The 22,782-nt window shown below is 57.6% G+C and carries 22 protein-coding genes; 11 read left to right on the top strand and 11 right to left on the bottom strand.

Features of this window, described 5'->3' with window-relative positions; genetic code table 11:
* Nucleotides 1-16: 16 nt before the first annotated feature.
* Entirely contained in the window at nt 17-346 is a 330-nt protein-coding gene (locus ACR0BD_RS05160) for a sarcosine oxidase subunit delta (RefSeq protein ID WP_480829233.1), read from the bottom strand.
* Nucleotides 347-434: 88 nt separating this feature from the next.
* Nucleotides 435-1,679, bottom strand: coding sequence for a sarcosine oxidase subunit beta family protein (locus ACR0BD_RS05155; RefSeq protein ID WP_480694190.1), 1,245 nt, complete (start codon nt 1,677-1,679; stop codon nt 435-437).
* Between the two features lie 195 nt (nt 1,680-1,874).
* Between ACR0BD_RS05155 and ccmI the strand changes: the two genes are divergently transcribed.
* From ccmI to ACR0BD_RS05140, 3 genes are read left to right on the top strand one after another with little or no spacing between them, the layout of a single operon-like run.
* Nucleotides 1,875-3,095, top strand: a complete 1,221-nt coding sequence (ccmI, locus tag ACR0BD_RS05150; RefSeq protein ID WP_480829231.1) for a c-type cytochrome biogenesis protein CcmI — start codon at nt 1,875-1,877, stop codon at nt 3,093-3,095.
* Nucleotides 3,092-3,556 (top strand): Holliday junction resolvase RuvX, encoded by a 465-nt coding sequence (gene ruvX / locus ACR0BD_RS05145; protein ID WP_480694194.1) that lies wholly within the window; start codon nt 3,092-3,094, stop codon nt 3,554-3,556. Before ccmI ends, ruvX begins: the two co-directional genes overlap by 4 nt.
* A 16-nt stretch (nt 3,557-3,572) precedes the next feature.
* Nucleotides 3,573-3,806, top strand: a complete 234-nt coding sequence (locus ACR0BD_RS05140; protein WP_480829230.1) for a DUF1289 domain-containing protein — start codon at nt 3,573-3,575, stop codon at nt 3,804-3,806.
* Nucleotides 3,807-4,047: 241 nt separating this feature from the next.
* Here ACR0BD_RS05140 and ACR0BD_RS05135 read toward each other — a convergent pair whose 3' ends face one another.
* The 5 genes from ACR0BD_RS05135 to ACR0BD_RS05115 all read right to left on the bottom strand — a co-directional run bounded on the left by ACR0BD_RS05135 (nt 4,048) and on the right by ACR0BD_RS05115 (nt 8,212).
* Nucleotides 4,048-4,776, bottom strand: coding sequence for a SpoIIAA family protein (locus ACR0BD_RS05135; protein WP_480829229.1), 729 nt, complete (start codon nt 4,774-4,776; stop codon nt 4,048-4,050).
* 36 nt (nt 4,777-4,812) lie between these two features.
* A complete protein-coding gene (locus ACR0BD_RS05130; protein ID WP_480829228.1) occupies nt 4,813-5,592 on the bottom strand; it encodes a hypothetical protein in 780 nt (259 codons plus the stop codon).
* Nucleotides 5,592-6,416 (bottom strand): sulfite exporter TauE/SafE family protein, encoded by an 825-nt coding sequence (locus ACR0BD_RS05125; RefSeq protein WP_480829227.1) that lies wholly within the window; start codon nt 6,414-6,416, stop codon nt 5,592-5,594. Before ACR0BD_RS05125 ends, ACR0BD_RS05130 begins: the two co-directional genes overlap by 1 nt.
* Nucleotides 6,417-6,448: 32 nt before the next feature.
* Nucleotides 6,449-7,453, bottom strand: a complete 1,005-nt coding sequence (gene dusA / locus ACR0BD_RS05120; RefSeq protein WP_480829226.1) for a tRNA dihydrouridine(20/20a) synthase DusA — start codon at nt 7,451-7,453, stop codon at nt 6,449-6,451.
* 156 nt (nt 7,454-7,609) lie between these two features.
* Nucleotides 7,610-8,212 (bottom strand): TetR/AcrR family transcriptional regulator, encoded by a 603-nt coding sequence (locus ACR0BD_RS05115; RefSeq protein ID WP_480694204.1) that lies wholly within the window; start codon nt 8,210-8,212, stop codon nt 7,610-7,612.
* 143 nt (nt 8,213-8,355) lie between these two features.
* On the opposite strand from ACR0BD_RS05115, the gene ACR0BD_RS05110 reads away from it, so the two are divergent.
* From ACR0BD_RS05110 to ACR0BD_RS05085, 6 genes are all read left to right on the top strand, one after another.
* The gene (locus ACR0BD_RS05110; protein WP_480829225.1) at nt 8,356-8,820 is read left to right on the top strand and encodes a (2Fe-2S)-binding protein; all 465 of its coding nucleotides are present in this window, start codon (nt 8,356-8,358) and stop codon (nt 8,818-8,820) included.
* A 3-nt stretch (nt 8,821-8,823) separates the two neighbouring features.
* Nucleotides 8,824-11,010: a xanthine dehydrogenase family protein molybdopterin-binding subunit gene (locus ACR0BD_RS05105; RefSeq protein ID WP_480829224.1), complete on the top strand. Its 2,187-nt coding sequence runs from the start codon at nt 8,824-8,826 to the stop codon at nt 11,008-11,010.
* A gap of 110 nt (nt 11,011-11,120) precedes the next feature.
* Entirely contained in the window at nt 11,121-12,440 is a 1,320-nt protein-coding gene (locus ACR0BD_RS05100; RefSeq protein ID WP_480829223.1) for a glutamine synthetase family protein, read from the top strand.
* Between the two features lie 59 nt (nt 12,441-12,499).
* Complete coding sequence (locus ACR0BD_RS05095; RefSeq protein ID WP_480829221.1) at nt 12,500-13,180, top strand: type 1 glutamine amidotransferase; 681 nt, start codon at nt 12,500-12,502, stop codon at nt 13,178-13,180.
* Nucleotides 13,180-14,538, top strand: coding sequence for a glutamine synthetase family protein (locus tag ACR0BD_RS05090; RefSeq protein ID WP_480694214.1), 1,359 nt, complete (start codon nt 13,180-13,182; stop codon nt 14,536-14,538). The genes ACR0BD_RS05095 and ACR0BD_RS05090 overlap by 1 nt, the downstream gene beginning before the upstream one ends.
* A gap of 8 nt (nt 14,539-14,546) precedes the next feature.
* A complete protein-coding gene (locus ACR0BD_RS05085; protein WP_480829220.1) occupies nt 14,547-15,851 on the top strand; it encodes an NAD(P)/FAD-dependent oxidoreductase in 1,305 nt (434 codons plus the stop codon).
* Here the strand turns inward: ACR0BD_RS05085 and ACR0BD_RS05080 are convergent.
* The gene (locus tag ACR0BD_RS05080; protein WP_480829219.1) at nt 15,828-16,853 is read right to left on the bottom strand and encodes a formylglycine-generating enzyme family protein; all 1,026 of its coding nucleotides are present in this window, start codon (nt 16,851-16,853) and stop codon (nt 15,828-15,830) included. The genes ACR0BD_RS05085 and ACR0BD_RS05080 overlap by 24 nt on opposite strands.
* Nucleotides 16,854-17,038: 185 nt before the next feature.
* On the opposite strand from ACR0BD_RS05080, the gene ACR0BD_RS05075 reads away from it, so the two are divergent.
* Nucleotides 17,039-18,253, top strand: coding sequence for a DegT/DnrJ/EryC1/StrS family aminotransferase (locus ACR0BD_RS05075; protein WP_480829218.1), 1,215 nt, complete (start codon nt 17,039-17,041; stop codon nt 18,251-18,253).
* A gap of 67 nt (nt 18,254-18,320) precedes the next feature.
* Here the strand turns inward: ACR0BD_RS05075 and phaR are convergent, their stop codons facing one another.
* From phaR to ACR0BD_RS05060, 3 genes are all read right to left on the bottom strand, one after another.
* Nucleotides 18,321-18,875 (bottom strand): polyhydroxyalkanoate synthesis repressor PhaR, encoded by a 555-nt coding sequence (gene phaR, locus ACR0BD_RS05070; RefSeq protein ID WP_480694222.1) that lies wholly within the window; start codon nt 18,873-18,875, stop codon nt 18,321-18,323.
* Between the two features lie 138 nt (nt 18,876-19,013).
* Nucleotides 19,014-19,460 carry a phasin family protein gene (locus tag ACR0BD_RS05065; RefSeq protein ID WP_480694223.1) on the bottom strand — a complete coding sequence of 149 codons (447 nt, stop codon included), beginning with the start codon at nt 19,458-19,460 and terminating at the stop codon, nt 19,014-19,016.
* Nucleotides 19,461-19,591: 131 nt separating this feature from the next.
* Nucleotides 19,592-21,394 carry a PHA/PHB synthase family protein gene (locus ACR0BD_RS05060; protein ID WP_480829215.1) on the bottom strand — a complete coding sequence of 601 codons (1,803 nt, stop codon included), beginning with the start codon at nt 21,392-21,394 and terminating at the stop codon, nt 19,592-19,594.
* 111 nt (nt 21,395-21,505) lie between these two features.
* On the opposite strand from ACR0BD_RS05060, the gene phaZ reads away from it, so the two are divergent.
* The gene (gene phaZ, locus ACR0BD_RS05055; protein ID WP_480694227.1) at nt 21,506-22,777 is read left to right on the top strand and encodes a polyhydroxyalkanoate depolymerase; all 1,272 of its coding nucleotides are present in this window, start codon (nt 21,506-21,508) and stop codon (nt 22,775-22,777) included.
* Nucleotides 22,778-22,782: the final 5 nt, after the last annotated feature.

The following is a 22,782-nucleotide window of genomic DNA, read 5'->3' as shown; positions in this document are numbered from 1 at the left end:
CGGATGGCTGGGCGGATCATTCGTACTCTCTCCAGGTCCAGCCAGGACGTTTTGCGGTGATGGCGTCCTTGATCTCTTGCGGCGGTTCATAGACTTGTGCCGAGTAGGTGCCGAACACCTCCAGCGTGTTTGTGCAGCGCGCAGCGTGGAACCACTTGCCGCAGCCATTCGCATGGCGCCAGCGTTCAAAGTGAACGCCTTTGGGGTTTTCACGCATGAAAAGGTAGTCGTGGAACTCATCATCCGACGAGCCAGGGCCAAAACGCTTCAGATGCGCCTCGCCGCCCGCGGCCAGTTCAGTTTCTTCGGCATCGACGCCGCAATAGGGGCAATTCAGGATCAGCATACGTTCATCCTTTTGACGTCAGGCGCGCCGAAGCGGCCTGTAAATTCCATGTGGCACGGGCGCGAGATTTTTCGACGAAAAATCTTCATCAGTGCGCCACCCCGGCCGCGACGCTTTCGTCGATAAAGCGGCCCTCTTTGAAGCGATCCATCGAGAAGGCCTCGGTCAGCGGCGAATGACCCGTGGCCATCAGCTGCGCCATACCCCAGCCCGAGCCCGGAATGGCCTTGAAGCCGCCCGTGCCCCAGCCGCCATTGATAAAGCAGCCCTGCAGCGGTGTTTTCGACAGGATGGGCGACCGGTCGCCGGTCATATCTACGATACCACCCCATTGGCGCAGCATCTTCAGGCGCGAGATCATTGGGAAGGTTTCAACCAGTGCGCGGACGGTTTCCTCGATATGGTGAAAGCTGCCGCGCTGGGTGAAGTTGTTGAACCCGTCGGTGCCGCCACCAATTACCATCTCGCCCTTGTCGGACTGAGACATGTAGCCATGCACGGTGTTGGCCATCACGACCACGTCCATGCAGGGTTTGATCGGCTCAGAGACCAGTGCTTGCAGCGCAATCGCCTCCAGCGGCAGACGGAAGCCTGCCATCTCGGCCAGTTGACCAGAGTGACCCGCAACCACGATGCCCAGCTTGTCGCAATCAATCGCGCCCTTGGTGGTGTCGACACCGACAACACGACCATTGTCGGACCGAACGCCCGTCACTTCGCACTGCTGGATGATGTCCATCCCCATGGCCGAGCACGCACGTGCGTATCCCCACGCAACGGCGTCGTGGCGGGCGGTGCCGCCGCGTTCCTGCCACAGCGCGCCCAAAACCGGATAGCGCGGACCGTCCAGATTGATAATTGGCACCAGTTCTTTGACACGCTCGGGGCCAATCCACTCGGTCTTGACGCCTTGCAGTGCGTTCGCATGCGCCGTGCGCTGGTACCCGCGAATTTCGTGCTGCGTCTGGGCCAACATCATCACACCGCGCGGACTGAACATAACGTTATAGTTCAGCTCCTGGCTGAGATCTTCGTAAAGGCTGCGCGCCTTTTCGTACATCGCCGCAGATGGATCCTGCAGATAGTTCGACCGGATAATCGTCGTGTTCCGACCAGTGTTACCACCGCCCAGCCAACCCTTTTCTATCACGGCAACGTTTTGGATCCCGTAGTTCTTGCCCAGATAGTAAGCCGTGGCCAAACCATGACCACCAGCACCTACGATTATGACGTCGTATTTCTTCTTGGGTTCGGGCGAACGCCATGCGCGCTCCCATCCGGTGTGATAGCGTAACGCTTCGCGCGCCACTGCAAAGGCTGAGTAGTGTTTCATAAGCGAATCCATCCGGTTCGGTGATTGGGCGCAGATATGCCGTGTAACAATTACATACCCCTGCCGCGCAACGCCATAATATCGCGCTATTGCGACATAGCGTTCATAATTGCGCTATGTAGCGGCCTCGCGGCCATTTGTCCCTTTTTTCCTGCTAGGCCCGGGTCTAAGTCAGGGAAGTATCTCGGAGTAAACATGACCTTCTGGGCCCTATTGATCCTTACCGCACTGCTTACCGCAGTTTTCCTTGGCCTCTCCATGATCCGGGCGCGCAAGACGCGCGAACCGGCAGCGGCCTATGACCTGCGCGTTTATCGCGAGCAACTGGCTGGCGTGGATCGGGATCTGGCGCGCGGCGTGATTGGTGAGGCAGATGCCGAACGCGTTCGCACGGAAATCTCTCGTCGTATTCTTGCGGCAGACGCGCAGATGCAGACGCAGGGTGCTCAGGACGGGCCGCCCCGCTGGGCAAACGCAGCTGGCTTGGCCGCAGTCGCACTGACATTGATTGGCGGCGGTTTTTGGATGTACGGGCAGATGGGCGCGTCGGGCATGCCGGACCAGCCTTTGTCGCTACGGCTGGAAATGTCTGAAAAACTGCGCACCGATCGCCCCAGTCAGGCGCAAGCCGAAGCCGATATGCCCCCTGTTCCCAAGCCCCAGATTGAAGAAAGCTATGCAGCGCTTTTGGGGCAATTGCGGGAAACAGTCGCCGCGCGACCGAATGATTTGCAGGGCCACATATTGCTGGCGCAACACGAAGCAAACGCAGGTAATTTCCCTGCTGCTTACAAAGCGCAGCAGCGTGTGATCGAACTGTCCGGTGACGCCGCAGACGCAGACGCCTATTCCCACATGGCCGAGATGATGATCCTTTCGGTAAACGGATATGTATCACCCGAGGCTGAGGCAGCCTTGAGACAGGCCTTGCAACGCAACCCACGCCACGGTCCGGCGCAGTATTACATTGGGCAAATGATGGTCCAGGTTGGACGCCCGGATATCGCTTATCGGATTTGGTTCGACACCCTGCGTAGCTCCCCAGCCGATGCGCCGTGGGTCGAGGCGATCCGGTCGCAGTTGGACGAGCTGGCATTCCGCGCTGGCGTCTTCAACCCGCCAGAACTGCCAGCAGGAAGCGGCCCGACTCAGGACGATGTGGATGCCGCCGCGGCTCTGACACCGGAAGAGCGTCAGGAAATGATCGTGGGAATGGTGAACCAGTTGTCAGACCGTTTGGCGACCGAAGGCGGCCCACCCGAAGACTGGGCCCGATTGATTGCCGCGCTGGGTGTACTTGGCGAAGGTCAGCGCGCGATCGACATCAAAAAAGAGGCCACGACCCTTTTTGCAGACGATCCAAAGGCGCTGGAGCTTATCGACGAAGCGGCATTGCAGGCCGGTATCGCACAATGATCCACGACGCGTTTGAAGACTTTGCGAGCGCTCTATCCCCGATGACCGCTCTGATCGGGTTGGATCTGGGTGAAAAAACCATTGGCGTGGCTGTGTCCGACAAGATGCGCGGTGTCGCAAGCCCGCTAGAAACGGTCCGTCGCAAGAAATTCACACTGGATTCCGCACGGTTGCTGGAAATCATCGCTGACCGGGAAATCGGCGGCATACTTCTTGGCCTGCCCAAGAACATGGACGGCTCGGAAGGTCCACGTTGTCAATCGACCAGAGCCTTTGCGCGCAATATGTCTCGACTCACCGAGGTTCCGATTGGGTTCTGGGACGAACGGCTCAGTACAGTTGCGGCCGAAAAGGCACTACTTGAGGCGGATACGACACGAAAACGTCGCGGACAGGTTATCGACCACGTTGCAGCTGCTTATATTCTGCAAGGAGCGCTGGATAGACTGCGCTTTCTTTAGGGATCGGAACACGCCTATGACAAACATGGTCTGGAAACGGAACGAGGTCGAAAGCCCTTGCATCCAGATTTGCGTCGTTCACCCTACCGAACGCATCTGTACTGGCTGCTATCGCACCATCGACGAAATCTCGCGCTGGTCAAAGATGGACAGCTCGGAGCGGGCGGAAATCATGGAAGCCCTGCCCTCGCGCAAACCGCAGCTGACGAAACGCCGCGGTGGTCGCGCAGCCCGCATGAACAAATCCTGAAATCACACCCGACGGATAAGCCTGCGCCGTTGCAGGTTGGTCTGAACTCCGAGGGGGTCAAGTTCGAAGACAAGTGGTGTGTGGGTGGCAACCCACAACGGCGCGCTTCAGTGTCTGTCTTTCCCGCCGTGGTACCGCAGGAAAGCTCGCAAGCCTTAATTCTTTCTTGACTGACCAATCAAGCAAAAGATGCCCGGGCCCGGAATGACTTTACGTCAGACCCGGCGCACCACTGGTGCAATCAACCAGCGGCAAGCCAGGATTTCGCATTTTCCATTTCTTCCGAAGGGAAAAACTGTGTCCGTGCGCCCAGCACGTGACTGGCAACACGTTGTGCCAAATGCTGCCACGCCTTGTCGCCAACGATTGCAGCGCGATCGAGCATCCCGATATGCCCCTTCGCCAATCGTAAATGAGCCGCAAGCGCCGTAAGCCCTTGCCAGCCATCGAATTCACGTAGGTCGACCAATAAGCGAAAGCCTGTTTTAGCCGCCAGCAGAGTGTCCAGATCGGATTCGGCCTTGGAATATTCGTCCGGGTCCAACTTGCCCAAAAGGCTAATTTGGACACAAGGCCCACCCAAGTCGGTAACGTGAATGGACCCAAGGGACTCGCGCATCCAGCGGCGCGCGGACTCTATTTCGGACAGTTCGAACACCTGCATCGGACAGGGCATGATCGGGGCAGCCAGCCGAACGCTCGTTTGAACCCAACCCTGATCTGCCACGACCGCGATGCGGTCAAACCCGCGCCAATGGCTAAGGCCAAGCTTGGTGTCAGACCATGCGGCACCAAGGTCATAGCCTTTGAACTCTGGCTGAACGATTGCCATCAGACGCACTGTTTCATGTTCAGCCAAAGCTGCTTCGATGGCGGGAATTAGTCTTTCGGAATAGTCTGCACTTGTGACTTCGCCGGACAATTCAATCTCAATCTGTGCACCGTCCGAACCTGTTTGAACCGTAATCATGACCTAAAACCTCCTAACCCGAATAATGGCAGAAGGTTACGGAGATTCGATCCACTCGGCCACACCCCCTTTGAACTCAGGGCGGAAATAGGCAATCATCCGACCGTCCGGTCCCGCCGAGGCGGTATCGGGCCAAGGGGCAACGCCGTGCAGGCAGTGGCGATGCAAAAGATACACCTCGCCGGGCTTGGCAGGCAATTCCAGACGCGGGCAGGTATCAAAGACTTCGCGGCGCGCGGCCTGATAAATGTCGGTGATATCAACCTCGGCCAGCGCGTTTTTCGGATGGCTCTCAAGCGCAGCCGCAAATGCAGCGCGCAGTATTTTATGGCTCCCTTCCCACAAAACCATGGGCGCGGCGTCTTCGCTGGCATCGGTGAGCGGAATTCCCAAAATCCACGCATGAGGCTCATCCACCCGGCGTCTGCGGTCCGGTCCTGTCGGACGCAAACCATCCACATGCGCAGCGTCGCGATTGCGACGGTACCGCCCGGCGGCCTCGCTTTCACCGCTGCGCGGTCGTGGATAGCCCGGGTAGATGACGGATACCTGTCCCTTGTGGAGCGGAAGGCGACCGTAATGCTCGGTTGCAAACGCAATGGCTTGCCCACCCAAGGCGTTGGATTGTCCAACCCGGCCATCACTATCGTTATCCAGTGCGTCCACACCGATGAACCACGTCCCCTCGCAATCGAGCCATTGCGCATGCGCAGGATCAGTGACCGAAGCGCGCGCCGCTGGCAATGCGTGCGTCACCCAGTCTGCAACAGCCGCATCGTAGGGGAATTTCAGCCAGCCTTTTTGCCAAAAATCCATCACAGCCCCAACGCCTTGCGCAACATGTTCAAAGCGACCAGCGTCAGAAAGACAGCAAAGACACGTTTCAGCGGCTTTGGATCCATCGCGTGGGCCAGTTTCACGCCCCAAGGCGCAGTGATCATGGTCATCGCAACGACGATTGCAAAAGCGACGAGGTTAACAGCGCCGATTGTAAAAGGTGGGCGATGTTCTGCGGCGATCTCAAGAAACAAGAAACCCAAAACGGACGGCACGGCGATGATAACGCCAAAGCCTGCCGCCGTTGCAACGGCGCGGTGAATGGGCGTGTTGTAAAGGCTCATCAGGGGTACACCAAAACTGCCCCCTCCGATGCCCATCAAAACGGATAGGAAACCGACACCGGGCGACAGGGCTGCGCGACGCAGCCCCTTGGGCATGGCATCCCCCAGCCGCCATTCGGACTTACCAAACCCAAGGTAAGCTCCGATCACCATCCCCAGAACTCCGAACAGGGCCTGCAATGCCTCGGTTCGCAAGGCCGATGCGACCATCACGCCGATGACAGCGCCTATTGCGATACCCGGCCCCCAACCGCGCAGGATTTCCCAATCCACGGCACCCTTTTTGTTATGCGCAAGCACGGACCTGATCGAGGTCACGATGATCGTGGCCAAAGACGTCGCCAAACACAGCTGCATCAACTGCGGTCCTCCGTAGCCCAACGTCTGGAAGGCATAGAAAAACGCTGGCACCAGCACGATGCCCCCACCGACACCCAGCAACCCGGCCAGCACACCAGCCAAAGCCCCGATCACAAGCAAAAGGCCCAGCATTTGGGCCAGCAACAACGTCTCGGGCATTCTTCCCCCATTCCGACCAAAGGGCCGCGTCTTTAGTTCACTTCCACCTCGGCCAGAGGCTCAACGCAGCCCAACGCCTGCAACATGATCTCGGGGCCTGCGCCATCTTGTACCGCCCCTTCGGACAAGGTGCGTCGCCACGCCCGCGCGCCGGGTCGCCCGGCGAACAAGCCCAACATGTGCCGGGTGATCTGATGCAAACGCCCGCCTGCGGCAAGGTGCTTTTCTACATAAGGCACCATTTTTTGAACGACATGCGCTGGGTCTGCTGTATGACCTTTCTGGAAAATCAGCGGATCCGCCCCAGCCAGAATATCGGCAGGCTGATGATAGGCGGCCCGACCGATCATCACGCCATCAAGCCCGGCGTTCAGGTGCTTGGCGGCATCCTCGAGTGTCGCCACGCCACCATTGATCGAGATATGCATATCCGCAAAAGCCGCCTTCATACGGTAGACGAGATCGTAATCCAGCGGTGGTATGTCCCGGTTTTCTTTTGGGCTAAGACCTTGCAACCAAGCCTTGCGGGCGTGGATCGTCACGCGTTGACACCCAGCCGCGCGAATAGCCTCAAGAAACTGAGGAAGCACCTCTTCCGGGTTCTGCTCGTCCACACCGATACGGCACTTGACGGTCACCTCAACGTCAACCGCTTCGCGCATGGCAGCAACGCATTCGGCAACGCGGACCGGGTCCTTCATCAGGACCGCGCCAAAAGTGCCCGATTGCACCCTGTCGGACGGGCATCCGCAGTTTAGGTTAATCTCATCATATCCGGCATCGGCCCCAAACTTTGCAGCCTGCGCCAATTCGGCCGGGTCTGACCCGCCCAATTGCAATGCAACCGGGTGTTCCTGTGGGCTGTAGTCCAATAGGTGCAGCGCCCCGCCGCGTACCAAAGCCGGGGCCGTCACCATCTCGGTATACAGCAGCGTCTCATTGCTCAACAAACGGTGAAAGAAACGACAGTGGCGATCCGTCCAGTCCATCATCGGGGCTACGCTGAGACGCGCGGCGGTTTGGATTTTGTTTTTCACACCGTGACCCCCGCTTTTTGATGGAGCTTTCGTACCGCAGCCCTGTCCCAAGGCCACATATCGAACCGGAAAACTGCCCGCCCGATTCGCGCGGCCATTCCTTTAGCACACAACGTTATGAATAACAGGACCGCCGCATACGGTAACACGCACAGTTCAAACGCCGTAGCGGCTCAGGATCATCTCGACACTGCTGTCGATCGTGGCTTCCATTTCATCGTGGCTGAGGACATTTCCCGAAAAAACCATCGGCCAAAAAGCCTTGGCTTTGATAAGACCAATGAACTCTTGCCCGGCACTGGCGGGATCATCGATACGTAGCTGGCCGTCTTCGGCTGCGGCCTGCAACATGGCAACGAAGGTGGATGTCTTGTCCAACTTGCCCTGCGCAGCGGCTGCAAGAACGGGGTTGCGCAAAGTTTCGCTGATCACCATGCGCGACATCGCCATGACTTCGGGAAGCATCAGAATACGACCCTCGGCCCATGCCAGTTCCGTCAGTTGTTCGCGTATATCGCGCCCCTTTTCATAGCGGATATCAAGCACGCCTGCGAAACGGTTGGACAGCTCTACCACTATGGAACGAAACAAATTTTCTTTGCTTTCAAAATATTTGTACAGCGTGCGTTTCGATACCTCGGCCCGCGCGGATACACGATCCATACTGGCGGCTGCGAACCCCTTTTCCTGGAACTCTGCCACGGCAGCTTCGATGATCTGGGCATGTTTGGCCGCATTCGGCGCGCTGCTGTCGTTCATAATTCAAACCTATAGCCACATTGACAGAGACAGGTCAAACCCTAGGTAAACTCGTGGGTTTACAGATCACAAATCACAGCCTAGTGTAAACCCGCCAGTTTACCGATTCAGAAAACCAGCGCGAACAGGAGAATCCCCCCCTCATGTCATTGACCTTGAAACTGAACGGCCAGACCCACACGGTCGAAGCGGAACCCGGCACCCCCTTGCTGTGGGTAATCCGTGACGAACTTCAGCTGACCGGAACAAAATTCGGTTGCGGAGTAGCATCATGCGGTGCCTGCACCGTGCACCTCAACGGCGAGCCGGTACGCTCGTGCCAGACCTATGTCGAAGACGTCGAAGACGCCGAAATTACGACAATCGAAGCCGTTGGTGACGGCAAGATCGGCGCGGCGGTCCAACAAGCGTGGGTCGAACTGGACGTAGTCCAGTGCGGCTATTGCCAATCAGGCCAGGTGATGTCGGCCGTTGGGTTGTTGTCTGAAAACCCCAAACCTTCTGCCCAAGAGATCGACGATTACATGCATGGCAATGCCTGCCGTTGCGCCACCTATCAACGTATCCGCGCCGGTATCCAACGCGCATCCGAAATTCTGGAGGCCTGATCCATGACCATCAACACCTCTCGCCGTGGATTTCTGAAGGGTGCTGCCGCCGCTGGTGCCGTACTGCTGGTTGGCGCGCGGCCCGATGGCGCGCTTGCAGCGGCCTCGTCCGAGACCGCTCAGTTCAATCCATTCGTGAAAATCGACGCGGATGGCACCGTGACTGCCATCGTTAAACACTTTGAAAAGGGCCAGGGCCCGGCCACCGGCCTGCCGACGCTGATCGCCGAAGAAATCGGTCTCACGATGGATCAGATCGAGTATGAATTCGCGCCATCTGATCCGAACGTGTACAACAACCTGTTGTTCGGCCCCTTCCAAGGCACCGGTGGTTCGACCGCCATGGCCAACTCGTGGATGCAATACCGTCAGGCGGGCGCTGCCGCGCGCGAGATGCTGATCAATGCCGCCGCTCAAAGTTGGGGTGTGGATGCGTCCGGCATCACCATCGAGGAAGGCATCGCAAAGGCAGGCGACAAATCCGCGCCAATTGCTGAGTTCGTGGCCGCCGCATCGCAAATGGAAGCCCCCGCTGAGCCGCGCCTGAAGGATCCGTCCGAGTTCCGCCTGATTGGCAACGAAGCCGTTCGGCGCAAGGACTCGGCCATCAAGGGCAATGGTCAGGCGATGTATGCGATGGATGTGCATCTGCCCAACCAGATGGTCGCCATGATCAAACGTCCTGAGTCGAAAGGCGGTATCGCGCTTGGCTTTGACGATAGCGCATCGAAAGAGGTCAAAGGCTATATCAACGCAGCCGTCCTGCCCAATCAGGCCGGCGTCGCGGTTTATGCTGAAAACACCTGGGCTGCGATTCAGGCACGCGACGCGCTGGAAGTCGATTGGGACATGTCCAGCGCCGAGACCCGCGACTCGGACCAGATCAAGGCCGAGATCATGGCCGCTCTGGACGCGGAGCCGACGTATAATGTGAACAAGGCGGACATGGCGGCCGTGTCCGCGGCCATCGACGGCGCGGACAAGGTGGTTGAAAAAACCTTTTATTTCCCACTACTGGCGCACGCCCCGATGGAGCCCTTGAACTGCACCATCGAGCAAACCGCCGATGGCGACATTGTTCTGCATGACGGTGCACAGATGCCGACCGGGCCACATATGGCCTATCAGCAGATATTCCAACTGCCGCCCGAGAAGATCCACATCAAGACCATGCTGGCCGGAGGCTCGTTCGGTCGTCGCGCCACACCCGATGCGGATTATCAGGTCGAGGCCGCGTTGGCCTTTGTGATGACCGACCGCTCTCGTCCGGTGAAACTGGTTTGGACACGCGAAGACGATATCCGCAGCGGCTATTACCGCCCCGCTTTCGGCCACAAAGTTCGTGTCGGTCTGGATACCGAGGGAAATATCGTAGGGTGGCAGCATCAGATTGCCGGTCAGTCTGTGATCAAGGGCACCCCGTTCGAGGCCGTTCTGGTGCACGATGGAATTGATCACAGTTCGGTCGAAGGTGTGACAGACAATCCTTATGCCATTCCCGGCATGTCGATTGGCCTGACGGACACGCCCAAGGCAACCACGGTCTTGTGGTGGCGATCGGTTGGTCACACCCACACGGCCTATGCCATGGAGACTATGATGGACATGGCAGCCGAGGCTGCAAGCCGTGACCCGGTCGAGTTCCGGCTGGCCCATCTCTCCGACAGCGCCAACCCCGATCAGCAGCGCCATGCAGCCGTTCTGAAACTGGTGGCCGAGAAGGCAGGCTGGGGTAATGCTCCGGCAGGGCGTTCGCAGGGGATTGCGGTGCACAAGTCCTTTGGATCCTATGCCGCCGAGGTTGTCGAAATCTCGGGCGATCCGGAAAACGGTATCAAGATCGAAAAGGTCACCTGTGCCGTCGACTGTGGTATCGCGGTGAACCCTGACGTGGTGCGCGCTCAAATGGAAGGCGGTATCGGCTATGGTATCGGCCACGCGATGCGCGACCAGATCACGTTGACCAGCGGGGCGGTCGATCAGTTCAACTTCCCGGACTACGAGCCGCTGCGCATTAGCGATATTGCCGCGATCGACGTTCACATCGTGCCATCGGCCGAAGCACCAACAGGCGTGGGTGAGCCCGGAACACCTCCGTCCGCGCCAGCACTGGGGAACGCGATCCGCGCCATTTCGGGGGTCCAAGTGGCAGAGCATCCGATGGAAGAAAACGGCGTCAGCTTTGCTTGACGCCCTACCCCGCGCAGTCTGATCACCGCGCGGGGTAAATTTGATCAAATTCCGTGACAAGGCGCGCTGCGTCGACTAAACCTCGGGTAACCAGTGTGATGGAGACCCCGATGGACCTGAGCGCCTTGCACAGTTTTCGCGTTGCAGCCTGTGACCTTAACGGCCAGATGCGGGGTAAACGCGTGCCACCATCTTATGCCGACAAGCTGGAAAAGGGCTCGGTGCGGATGCCCTTTTCCGCGCTGAACGTGGACCTGTGGGGCGCAGATATCGACGGCAGCCCTCTGGTCTTCGAATCCGGCGACGCCGACGGAGTTCTGTTACCAACCGAGCGCGGCCCGGTGCCGATGCCATGGCTTGAGACAGAAACGGCATTGGTGCCCATGTGCCTGTATGATGACCACGGCGAACCCTTTGCTGGCGACCCGCGCCACGCGCTGGCTTCTGTTCTGCATCGCTATGCCCAGCGCGGATGGTCAGTCATCGCGGCGACCGAGTTGGAGTTCACGCTACTGGACTCGTCAGACGCGCAACCTCAGCCGCCGATGAATCCCTTGACCGGACGCAGGCTTGTGGATGAGGCCGTTCTTTCCATGGCCGAGATGGATGCTTTCGACGCGTTTTTCACCGATCTCTACGATGGTTGCGCTGCAATGGGCATTCCCGCGCAGACCGCCATATCCGAAAGTGGAGTTGGCCAATTCGAGATCAACCTGAACCACCAGGACGCCATGCGATGCGCGGATGACACGTGGCTTTTCAAGGCATTGACACGCGGTTTGGCGCGCAAACACGGGTTTACTGCCACGTTCATGTCCAAACCCTATTCCAACGATGCTGGCAACGGGATGCATGTGCATTTTTCGGTTGTCGATCAGGCGGGTCGCAATGTCTTCGACAATGGCGGCCCCGAGGGAACCGAAACGCTGCGCCACGCCATCACCGGATGTTTGGCTGCCATGCCGGGCAGCACCCTGATCTTTGCGCCACATGGCAATTCCTACACACGGCTTGTCCCCGGTGCCCACGCGCCGACGGGCGCAAGTTGGGCCTATGAAAACCGCACCGCTGCCTTGCGAATTCCCGGCGGCGCCCCGGTCGCTCGGCGGATTGAGCACCGCGTTGCGGGCGGGGATATCAACCCGTACTTGATGCTGGCCGCTGTTCTGGGCTCGGCCATGAACGGTATCGAAGACGCAATGGACCCGCCGGCCCCGATCACCGGCAATGCTTATGAAATCACCGGGCTGCCGCAACTGGCCCGGGACTGGGACAGCGCGATTTCGGCCTTCGAATCCGATCCTCACGTCGCGCGTATTTTCCCGGCCGATCTAATCCGCTTTATGGCGATGACCAAACGGCAGGAAATCCGCCGCTTTTCCGAGCGCCCACCCGAGGAACATTGGCTGAGCTACGTCGAGGCGGTCTGACCCCTCTTGCCCGGTTCAAAACGGTGCGGTAGAATAAATTTGATCAAATTTGGTGACCCATGAAAATCGGCATCCTTGTAACCGGCCACCCTCCGGACGAGCTATACGACGAATTCGGCGAATATGACGGCATGTTCCGCAACCTGTTGGATGGCAACGGGTTTACGTTCGAAACGTTCAACGTGGTGGACGGCCATTTCCCCGCCAGCACCGATGCCGCCGATGGTTGGGTCATCACCGGCTCGCGCCACGGGGCGTATGAGGACCATCCGTGGATACCTCTGCTCGAAGATTTGATCCGTGCAATCCGCGACAAGGGGCAACCGCTGATCGGCGTCTGTTTCGGGCATCAGATCATCGCCCAGGCCCTTGGCGGAAAGGTCGAAAAATTCAAGGGCGGCTGGGCCGTCGGGCGAACGGATTACGACTTGGACGGCCAGACTGTTACGCTGAATGCATGGCATCAGGATCAGGTTGTCGCGTTACCCGACAGTGCACGTGTTACCGGCACAAATGATTTCTGCCGCAATGCGATGTTGGCCTATGGGGACACGATCTGGACGGTTCAGGCCCATCCTGAATATGGTGATGGTTTCATTCAGGGCTTGATCCAGACGCGCGGCAAGGGCGTTGTTCCCGACGAATTAATGCAGGCGGCGACGAACCGTCTGCCCGCAAATGACGACAACCCCAAAATCGGGCAATTCATGGCGGAGTTTTTAAAGAAAGAGAGGGCCTGATGGCCGACTGGACAGAACAGCTGCCGCAGGCAGCCCGCAGCTATTTCGACGGCCACCGACTGGATGAGGTCGAGTGCATCATCTCTGATCTGCCGGGCATCGCCCGGGGCAAGGCGGTGCCAGCCTCGAAATTCGCTAAGCAAGCCTATTTCCACCTGCCCGACAGCATCTTTTACCAAACCATCACCGGCGACTGGGGCGAAGCTGCAGGCGAAGATGGGTTCATCGAACGGGACATGATCCTCAAGCCCGATTTCTCGACCGCCTCTGCCGCACCGTGGACCGGCGACTGGACGTTGCAGGTGATCCACGACGCCTATGATCGCGATGACAAGCCGATCCCGTTCAGCCCGCGTAACGTGCTGAAACGCGTGGTCCAGATGTATCACGACAAGGGCTGGAAACCGGTCGTCGCCCCCGAGATGGAGTTCTTTCTGGTCGCCCCGAATGTCGACCCCGCTCAGGGTATCAAGCCGATGATGGGCCGTTCGGGTCGCCCTGCTGCTGCACGTCAGGCATACTCGATGACCGCCGTGGATGAGTTCGGCCCGGTGATCGATGACATCTATGATTTCGCAGAACATCAAGGTTTCGAGATTGACGGCATCACGCAGGAAGGCGGCGCAGGCCAGTTGGAAATCAACCTGCGCCACGGCAACCCGGTCAAGCTGGCCGATGAGGTGTTCTATTTCAAACGCCTGATCCGCGAGGCCGCGCTGCGCCATAACTGCTTTGCCACCTTCATGGCGAAACCGATCGTGGATGAGCCGGGTTCGGCCATGCATATCCATCATTCGATCATCGACATGGAAACCGGTCAGAACATCTTTTCCGGTCCACAAGGCGGAGAAACGGACGCGTTTTATCACTTCATCGCCGGGTTGCAGAACCACCTGCCTTCGGGGTTGGCGGTGATGGCGCCCTATGTGAACTCGTATCGCCGCTATGTGAAAGACCACGCCGCGCCGATCAATCTGGAATGGGCGCGCGACAACCGCACCACAGGTATCCGCGTGCCGCTGTCAGGCCCCGAGGCGCGCCGGGTCGAAAACCGCATCGCCGGGATGGACTGCAACCCCTATCTGGGCATCGCCCTGTCACTGGCTTGTGGGTACCTTGGGCTGACCCAACAAGAACGCCCGCGCCGTCAGTTCTACGGTGACGCCTATGAGGGCGACGGGGATATCCCACAGGTCATGGGCAACGCGTTGGACCTGTTCGATCAGGCGACTGCCTTGCACGAGGTTCTTGGCTCTGAATTCGCCCGTGTCTACGGCATCGTCAAACGCGCCGAGTATGAAGAGTTTCTGCAGGTCATCTCTCCGTGGGAGCGCGAGCATTTGCTGCTGAACGTCTGAGGCATGCAATGAACCTGCTCTATTCCAATGACCGAAAGGCTGAGTTCCCGGCTAGTTGGTACGCAGCGACAGCCAATCCGATCGACCGGTTTCCGGTACTCAATCAAGACATCAAGGCTGATGTCTGTGTCGTGGGCGGTGGCTACACGGGCCTGTCCGCCGCGCTGCATCTGGCCGAGGCCGGGTTCGACGTGGCTCTGCTCGAGGCGCATCGCGTGGGCTTCGGCGCGTCGGGCCGAAATGGCGGTCAGTTGGGCAGCGCGCAGCGGATGGATCAGGAAGACCTTGAGCGGCTGGTCGGCGATGACGACGCGGCAAAGCTGTGGGAACTGGCCGAGGACGCCAAGGCGCTCGTCAAATCGCTGATCGCGAAACATCAGATCGCTTGCGATCTGAAACCGGGCGTCGCCGTTCTGGGCCTGTCCAGCAAGGAGCAACAAGAACTGCATGACCACGCTGCGCATCTGTCTGAACGCTATGGCTATGATCAGATGGAGCTGCTGGACGAAGGCGCAGGCCACGGTCTTTGCCCCTCACCTACCTACAGAGGCGGTTATCTGGACATGGGTGCCGCGCATCTGCACCCGCTGAACTATGCCCTCGGCCTTGCACGCGCAGCAGCTCAGGCCGGGGTGCGAATTTACGAAAGCACCGAGGTGACGGGGGTCGAGGAAACCTCGCCCGCCATTGTCCACGCCGAACAGGGCAAAGTGACAGCCGACCATGTCATTCTGGCCTGCAATGGGTATCTGGGTAATCTGAACGATAAAGTCGCAGCCCGCGTTATGCCGATCAACAACTTCATCGCTGCAACCGAGCCGCTGGGCACCGATGCCGCCCGCGTTTTGACGCGGGACGTGGCGGTGGCCGATACCAAATTCGTGGTGAATTACTTTCGCCTGAGCGCCGATAACCGACTGTTGTTTGGCGGTGGAGAAAGCTATGGCTATCGCTTTCCTTCGGACATCGCCGCCAAGGTCCGCAAGCCAATGACCGAGATTTTCCCGCATCTGAGAGACGTAAAGATTGACTACGCCTGGGGCGGTACCTTGGGTATCACCATGCGCCGTATGCCCTACCTGACCCGCTTGGCACCCAACATCCTATCGGCCTCGGGTTATTCCGGCCACGGGGTCGGCACCGCAACCCATGCAGGGCAGTTAATGGCGCAGGCCATTCAGGGACAGGCCGAAGGTTTCGACACCCTGGCCCGCGTCCCCGCCCTGCCCTTCCCCGGAGGCCCCGCCTTGCGCAGCCCCCTTTTGGTGCTGGCGATGACATGGTTCGCGCTAAGGGATAGACTGGGATTGTGATTGAAAAGTAGCCAAACGCGGCGGCGTAAACTGTCTCAACACACGAAAACCGTTAGACTGCGATCTAGCGTCCGCCTGTATTGGACCACGCGCGGCAACGCGAGAGAAATCCATTGCCGTCCAGTGCGTTCCACCACGGCCAACTCTCTCGTCACAATCTGCCGAAACAGACATTTCGAGGTACACGCTGGACGAGTTCCAAGTTTTGTGCCGATCACTCCAACATGTCATAGTTATCTCGGCTACATTCCCTGACATATGCCGGAAACCCCAAGCGTTGGCCGCATCAAGCTCTTCAACAGGGACCGGATGGCCTCTCCTAGCTAAATCTGGACGCTTTACGCCCAGCATTTCTTCGGTGGGTTTACCGTGAAAATTAACCTGATCGGTAGTGACTTCCTCTCCTTGAGCAAACGGTGTCTGAGTTTCTGCCCGCGCTGCATATGCCCATTCTGCCTCAGTGGGCAAACGGTACACATTTGCTCCGACTTTGTCGTTTAACCAACGAGTGTAAGCGACCCCATCCAAAAACGAAACGTTGAAGACTGGGTGACTACCTTGGGTTTCTAGACAGGATCCATCAGAGCGCGGTATGCAAGCACGCGGGATATATCCCCCACAACCTCCATCGTTCACGCAGGCCATCCATTGGTCATGGGTCACTTCATTTCGCGCCATTGCGATAGGCATGTCGATCCTAACCGGGTGAACTGGACCTTCGTGATGTGCAATATACGGCTCTTCCGGTGTCGCGAGACGGAATCCCTTTTTGTCCCAATGGAAGTTACGCTTGGATTCTCCCGGTGGGGCACCCATCAGAAACTCTCCCAACGGCAACACGATCATCTCGGGGCAGACATCGCATTCCTGAAACATTTCAAGCGGGGAGACCTCGGTTCCGTCGGTCAGATCATATTGGGCATGTGCCGGCAGAGCCAAAAAGAACAGTGAAATAGCGAGCCGGGCCAGCATGAAGGCAACAATCCGAATAGTGAAATGCATTCTTTAGATTGTGTCATTGCCACCCGACTTTCCCAACAGAAGCAAGACACATTTTCGAACCGCGTTGCGATTGCCACATCAAGTACGACAAATTGGTGAAATTTTGCCGCCCCCGCGAATGAAGGCTTGGATTGTCATTTGATTAGCTTTATCTTTCCCAAAGGTAGAATTTGGGAAAATCAAATATGACACTTCCTCCAAACGTTCATGACGCCGAACCCATCCCAGCAGCTGCCCGCGAGGCGATTGACGCTCTGATGCAATCGGGCGACCTGTTTCGCTATACCGCACCGCAAGATGCGCCGGTTGCCCTTTTGGAAAGTGAATTCGCAGAGTTGCTGGGATCGAAATACGCTCTGGCAGTTTCGTCCTGTTCAGCCGCTTTGTTTCTGTCTTTGAAAGCGTTGGACCTGCCCCGCGACGCGCGGGTATTGATCCCCGGATTTACCTTCGCTGCGGTACCATCGTCGATTGTGCACGCTGATTGCATTCCGGTGCTCTGCGAAGTGGGCGAGAACTACCGGATCGACTTGACCGATTTCGAGGCCAAGCTGGACAGTGTTCAAGCCGTCATCATCAGCCACATGCGCGGACATACCTCGGACATGGACGCGATCATGGCGCTCTGTACGGCGCGCGATATACCGGTCATTGAAGATGCAGCGCATTCGCTGGGTACCACGTGGCATGGGCGCAATATCGGCACCATCGGCAAGATCGGGTGTTTCTCATTCCAGTCGTACAAGATGATCAATGCCGGTGAAGGTGGCATCCTGATCACCGACGACGCCGATCTGGTAGCCCGTGCGGTGATCATGTCCGGCGCTTACGAACACAACTGGAAAAAGCATAAAGGGCCGCGTGGCGACAACTCTCCCGAGTTGGAACAGGCTTTTGTCCGGTGGCAGAACAAACTGCCATTGTATAACCTGCGTATGAGCAATCTGAGCGCCGCCGTTATCCGCCCACAGATTCCTGAATTGGCGCGCCGCGTGCAGGACGGGCTGGCAAATCATGACTATGTCGCCGAACGTCTAAATACTTCGCCCTTTATTGACGTCCCCGCCCCTATGGCACCCGAGCGTCGTGCACCAGATTCGATTCAGTTCAACCTTGTTGGCCTCAGCGACGAAGACATTCGCGCCTTTGCTGCGGCTTCCGAGGCGCGCGGCGTAAAGGTTCAGGTCTTTGGTCTGAGCCAGGACAATGCCCGTGCGTTCTGGAACTGGCAGTTCCTGCCTGAACAGTTTGATCTGCCGCAGACGCAAGACATGCTGATGAAAGCTTGTGACGTCCGGCTTCCGGTTCGTCTGACACGCGCGGAATTGGATGTGATCGCCGATATCATACTGGCCTCGGTCGGTGAGGTGACAGCACCCGTCGTCGCATTCGGCACCTAAGCAGATAGAAACAACGCAAATGGGCCCGCTTTTACTGGCGGGCCCTTTTGCGTTTTGTGCTGGATACTCAGTTCAGTTTCGATAACTTCTGCTGCAGCTCTGCCAGTTGTTTCTTGATGTCATCCAGATCTTCTTTGCCTTCTGGTTTGGCACCGTCGTCGGCATCGCCGCCCGTCCAACCACCGGACAATCCACCTGTCATCGCCTTCAGGAACGCTTGTTGCTGAGCCTGCATCGCCTCGAACCCGGGCATCTGCGACATCGGGTTCATCGCGTTCATATTCTCCATCATTTTGGACTGACTTTCGCGCAGCATCTCGAACGAGCTTTGCAGGAATTGCGGCATCACCCCTCCGCCAGGCAGCATGTAACTGCGCACCAGATCGTTCAGGACGTTGACGGGCAAAACGTTCTCGCCTCGGCTTTCATGCTCGGCGATGATTTGCAGCAGGTATTGCCGTGTCAGGTCGTCCCCGGTTTTAAGGTCGATGATCTGCACCTCGCGACCGTCGCGGATGAACGCAGCGATATCCTCAAGCGTGACGTAGTCGCTGGTCTCGGTGTTATACAGCCGGCGGCTGGCATAGCGTTTGATCAGCAATGGTTTTTCTTGTTCCGACACCGGGTATCCTCCCCAAGGAATGATGCGTTGCAGCAGAGATTATGCGAGCGCAGAACAAAAAGAAAGGGCAGGTCTTTCGACCCGCCCAACGCGATTGCACCTAAAGGGAGGATTGGGTGCGCCTCGCGGCTTAACAACTTACTTGGCAGCAGCAGCTTTCTTGGCAGCGGCAGTTACCTCGGTCGTAGCTTTCTTAACAGCAGCAGTTGCGTCTTCTGCAGCGTCCTTACCGGCAGCCATCAGCAGCTCAACGGTTTCGGACTGAACTTTTTTCGCGATTTCAGCGAAAGCAGCCATGTTCTCTGCAGCAACTTCAGCCGACGCGCTTGCGAAATCGGTCGCAGCTTTTGCGTAGTCAGCAGGCTCTGCCTTTGCTTTCGACATTTCAGCCAGTTTGGCCAGAGTGTCTTTGGTCCATTTGTTGGAGAGCTCAGCCGACTTTTCAGCCGCCTCCAGAGCAACACCCGACAGCTTTTCGTTCAGGGTTGCGGTCGACTTGAAAGCGCCTTCCATAGCGGTGGTGTCAACGGGAAATGCACCCATCATGTCTTTCAGAGTCGCGGTAAAGTCTTGAGTCTTTGCCATTGTCCTAAATCCTTTTGCCGAACCGGGCCCACCCCGGTTTTCATCAGCATGTCGATAATATGATTGCTGCGCCGCAGCATTGCAAGGTTTTTCTTGCTGCAGCGCAGAAAAATTTTAGTTTCAGAATGAAATCAGCGGTTTGCTTTGACCTTCACATAGGTCCCAGGCGCCGGTGCAAGGCTTGGGTGATCCGAATCGCCGGTATCACGCGCAGGCACTTGCTTGCCGGACCGCTTTTTCAACCAGGCTTCCCACATCGGCCACCACGATCCTTCGTGGAAGTCAGCCTCTTTCAACCAAGTGTCCGCATCGGCCTTGATGTCGGGGTTGGTATAGTGTCCGTATTTTTTCTTACTGGGTGGATTCACAATCCCTGCGATATGCCCGGACTCGGACACCACAAAGGTCTTGGAGCGCGACCCCGTCTGCTGAAAGCCGCGGTAGCAGTCTTTCCACGTAGCGATGTGATCCGTTTCGCAGGTGATAGACATAAGCGGGATGTCCACGTCGCGGATATGCAGCTTGTGCCCCATGAGGTCGAAACCTTCACCGACAAAGTCATTCGACTGGCACAGCCCTCGCAAATACTCGACGGCCATCTTGCCCGGCAGGTTTGATCCGTCCCCATTCCAGAACAATAGATCAAAGGCCGGAGGTGTCTCGCCCATCATGTAGTTGCGTATGGCGGGCGAATAGACCAAATCGCGCGATCTAAGGAAGGACATTGTGCGACCCAGTATCCAGGCATTCAATACGCCCTCTTTCGCCACGTGGTCCTCAATACCGTCTACAAAATGGTTCTGCAGGAACGGCGTGAACTCTCCCTGCTCGCCAAAATCGGTCAGGGTTGTAAAGAAGGTTGCGGATTTGACGGATTTGTCCCCACGCTGCTTCAACAGCGAAAGAGTCAGGTGCAGGGTCGTTCCCGCGATGCAATAGCCGACGGCATTCACTTGCTTGACCTTGCAGATCTTCTTGGCCTCTTCGATCGCCGCCAGAAAGCCGTCCTCGATATAATCGGCCATTCCGACATCCGCATAGGACGCATCCGGGTTAACCCAACTGACCACGAATAGGGTATACCCCTGTTCGGTGATCCATTTGATCATGCTGTTCTGGGCTTTCAGATCGAGGATGTAGAACTTGTTGATCCAAGGTGGGAACAAAACGATCGGCGTTTCATGTACCGTTTCAGTGGCCGGCTTATACTGGATCAGTTCCATCATACGGTTCCGGAACACCACATCACCCGGCGATGTGGCAATATTCCCGCCAACTTCAAATGCACTGTCATCAGCCAGTTTTACAACCAGCTCGCCATTATTTGCTTCCAGGTCGGATACGAGGTTCTCAAGCCCTTGTATCAGCGACTGACCCTCGGTCTCGAGCGCCTTTTCCAATGCGTCGGGGTTGGTTGCCAGAAAGTTGGTCGGCGCCATCATGTCAATAATCTGCTGTGAGAAGTACTGAAGGCGTTGCTTGTCCTTGGCTTCAAGGTCTTCGACCGATTCAACCGCCTGTGCCAGCGCATCGGCGTTTGTCTGATATTGTTGGCGAATAAGACGGAAATAGGGGTTGGTCTCCCACATCGGGTTGGTGAACCGCTTGTCATGCACCAGGCTATCCGGCACCGATTCCCCACCTTGAGCGAGCGCCTTTTGTGCTTCGGCAAAGTTTAGAACGGACTTGCCCCAATACTCTACTTGCTGCTCAAGCAGCTTGGCCGGATTCTGCCAAGCCTCGGCCCAATAGGCCGTTGCCGCTCGTGCGAAAAGATCTTGATTCGGACCGTCCAAAGCAGGCGTATGCGGTTTCTTTCCCGCCATGACTTCCATCAGACGTCGAGACAGCTCTTCAACTTTACCCAGATTTTCCTTAAGCTTTTCAAGGTTTTCTTCGGTCACCTGAGGCGTATCGCCGTCCGTAGTTGTCATTTTAACAATTCCCACTTAGTCTCGCTGCTATGCAGAATAACGCCGCGGAACCCTATGGGCAAAGCGACGAATGGTCCGAACTATCAGGCTGACATCCAGGAGGCCCATCCAATGCGATACATGATGACGTACGATCTGATGGAAACCGTGCGCAACACCAATCAATGGATGGGTGCGACAGCCAGTTCGATGGCATCCTACCCGATTTTTGCGATGGTCCCAAACCCCGCGTTCAGCATGATGGCCGCTTGGGGCGAAGTGACCGAGCGGACGTTCCAGCGCATGATCGTAAAGCCTGATTGGGGCATCCGGACATTTACCTGCGAGGATGGTAAGGACCATCTGGTCGATATCGTTCCTGTTCTCGAACGCCCGTTTGGCGATCTGGTCCATTTCCGTGTGAACGGCCGCGCCGAACAAGCGCGCAAGGTATTGATCGTGGCCCCTATGTCCGGTCACTATTCCACGCTGCTGCGGTCCACGGTCAAAAGCCTGCTGGTCAATTGCGAAGTCTACATCACAGACTGGCATAACGCGCGCGACATCCCCGTGTCGGAAGGTAAGTTCGATGTCGAGGACTATACACTTTACCTTGTCGATTTCATGAAGGAACTCGGCCCGGAAACGCACGTCGTGGCCGTTTGCCAACCAGCCCCACTGACGCTGGCGGCAACAGCCTATCTGGCAGAGGTCGAGCCGAAGGCCCAGCCCAGCACGCTGACCCTGATCGGCGGCCCGGTCGACCCTGACGCCACCCCGACGGATGTCACTGATTTTGGGCGCCGCGTCACGATGGGCCAACTCGAAGAGACCATGATTCAGCGCGTGGGCTTCAAGTACAAAGGCGTGGGCCGCATGGTTTATCCCGGCCTGCTGCAATTGGCCTCGTTCATGTCCATGAACGCCGAGCGTCACACAAAGGCCTTCACCGATCAGATCCAGCGGGTCATGCGAGGTGAGGCTTCAGACCATGACGCGCACAATCGCTTCTACGACGAATATCTGGCCGTGATGGACATGACAGCCGAGTTCTATCTGTCCACCGTCGAGCGGATCTTTAAAAACCGTGAAATTGCCCGCAACGAATTTGTTGTTGCCGGCCATAAAGTGGATATCGGCAAGATTACCGATGTCGCTGTCAAAACGGTCGAGGGTGCCAACGACGACATTTCCGCGCCCGGCCAGTGTATCGCTGCGCTGGACCTCTGCACCGGTTTGCCGGAAGCGAAAAAGGCCAGCCATGTTGAACCCGGCGCAGGCCATTACGGCATTTTCGCAGGCCGCAGCTGGCGCGACAATATCCGCCCGCTGGTCATCGACTTTATGAACGCCAATTCCCGCAAACCACGTCGACGCGCCGCGAACAAAAACAAGGTTGCTTAACCTTA

The sequence above is a fragment of the Ruegeria sp. G5 genome (assembly GCF_056533365.1).
Note: the sequence above shows the minus strand (reverse complement) of the source record. Positions and strands in the feature narration are given on the sequence as shown.

Excerpts from the sequence above, each read along its gene's own strand:
- ACR0BD_RS05160 (WP_480829233.1), bottom strand. The coding sequence starts at position 346 with ATGCTGATCCTGAATTGCCCCTATTGCGGCGTCGATGCCGAAGAAACT.
- ACR0BD_RS05095 (WP_480829221.1), top strand. The coding sequence starts at position 12,500 with ATGAAAATCGGCATCCTTGTAACCGGCCACCCTCCGGACGAGCTATAC.
- ACR0BD_RS05135 (WP_480829229.1), bottom strand. The coding sequence starts at position 4,776 with ATGATTACGGTTCAAACAGGTTCGGACGGTGCACAGATTGAGATTGAA.
- ACR0BD_RS05060 (WP_480829215.1), bottom strand. The coding sequence starts at position 21,394 with ATGACAACTACGGACGGCGATACGCCTCAGGTGACCGAAGAAAACCTT.
- phaZ (WP_480694227.1), top strand. The coding sequence starts at position 21,506 with ATGCGATACATGATGACGTACGATCTGATGGAAACCGTGCGCAACACC.
- ACR0BD_RS05115 (WP_480694204.1), bottom strand. The coding sequence starts at position 8,212 with ATGAACGACAGCAGCGCGCCGAATGCGGCCAAACATGCCCAGATCATC.
- ACR0BD_RS05075 (WP_480829218.1), top strand. The coding sequence starts at position 17,039 with ATGACACTTCCTCCAAACGTTCATGACGCCGAACCCATCCCAGCAGCT.
- ACR0BD_RS05065 (WP_480694223.1), bottom strand. The coding sequence starts at position 19,460 with ATGGCAAAGACTCAAGACTTTACCGCGACTCTGAAAGACATGATGGGT.
- ACR0BD_RS05140 (WP_480829230.1), top strand. The coding sequence starts at position 3,573 with ATGACAAACATGGTCTGGAAACGGAACGAGGTCGAAAGCCCTTGCATC.
- ACR0BD_RS05130 (WP_480829228.1), bottom strand. The coding sequence starts at position 5,592 with ATGGATTTTTGGCAAAAAGGCTGGCTGAAATTCCCCTACGATGCGGCT.
- ruvX (WP_480694194.1), top strand. The coding sequence starts at position 3,092 with ATGATCCACGACGCGTTTGAAGACTTTGCGAGCGCTCTATCCCCGATG.
- ACR0BD_RS05105 (WP_480829224.1), top strand. The coding sequence starts at position 8,824 with ATGACCATCAACACCTCTCGCCGTGGATTTCTGAAGGGTGCTGCCGCC.
- ACR0BD_RS05110 (WP_480829225.1), top strand. The coding sequence starts at position 8,356 with ATGTCATTGACCTTGAAACTGAACGGCCAGACCCACACGGTCGAAGCG.
- ACR0BD_RS05080 (WP_480829219.1), bottom strand. The coding sequence starts at position 16,853 with ATGCATTTCACTATTCGGATTGTTGCCTTCATGCTGGCCCGGCTCGCT.
- ccmI (WP_480829231.1), top strand. The coding sequence starts at position 1,875 with ATGACCTTCTGGGCCCTATTGATCCTTACCGCACTGCTTACCGCAGTT.
- ACR0BD_RS05155 (WP_480694190.1), bottom strand. The coding sequence starts at position 1,679 with ATGAAACACTACTCAGCCTTTGCAGTGGCGCGCGAAGCGTTACGCTAT.
- ACR0BD_RS05085 (WP_480829220.1), top strand. The coding sequence starts at position 14,547 with ATGAACCTGCTCTATTCCAATGACCGAAAGGCTGAGTTCCCGGCTAGT.
- ACR0BD_RS05125 (WP_480829227.1), bottom strand. The coding sequence starts at position 6,416 with ATGCCCGAGACGTTGTTGCTGGCCCAAATGCTGGGCCTTTTGCTTGTG.
- ACR0BD_RS05100 (WP_480829223.1), top strand. The coding sequence starts at position 11,121 with ATGGACCTGAGCGCCTTGCACAGTTTTCGCGTTGCAGCCTGTGACCTT.
- ACR0BD_RS05090 (WP_480694214.1), top strand. The coding sequence starts at position 13,180 with ATGGCCGACTGGACAGAACAGCTGCCGCAGGCAGCCCGCAGCTATTTC.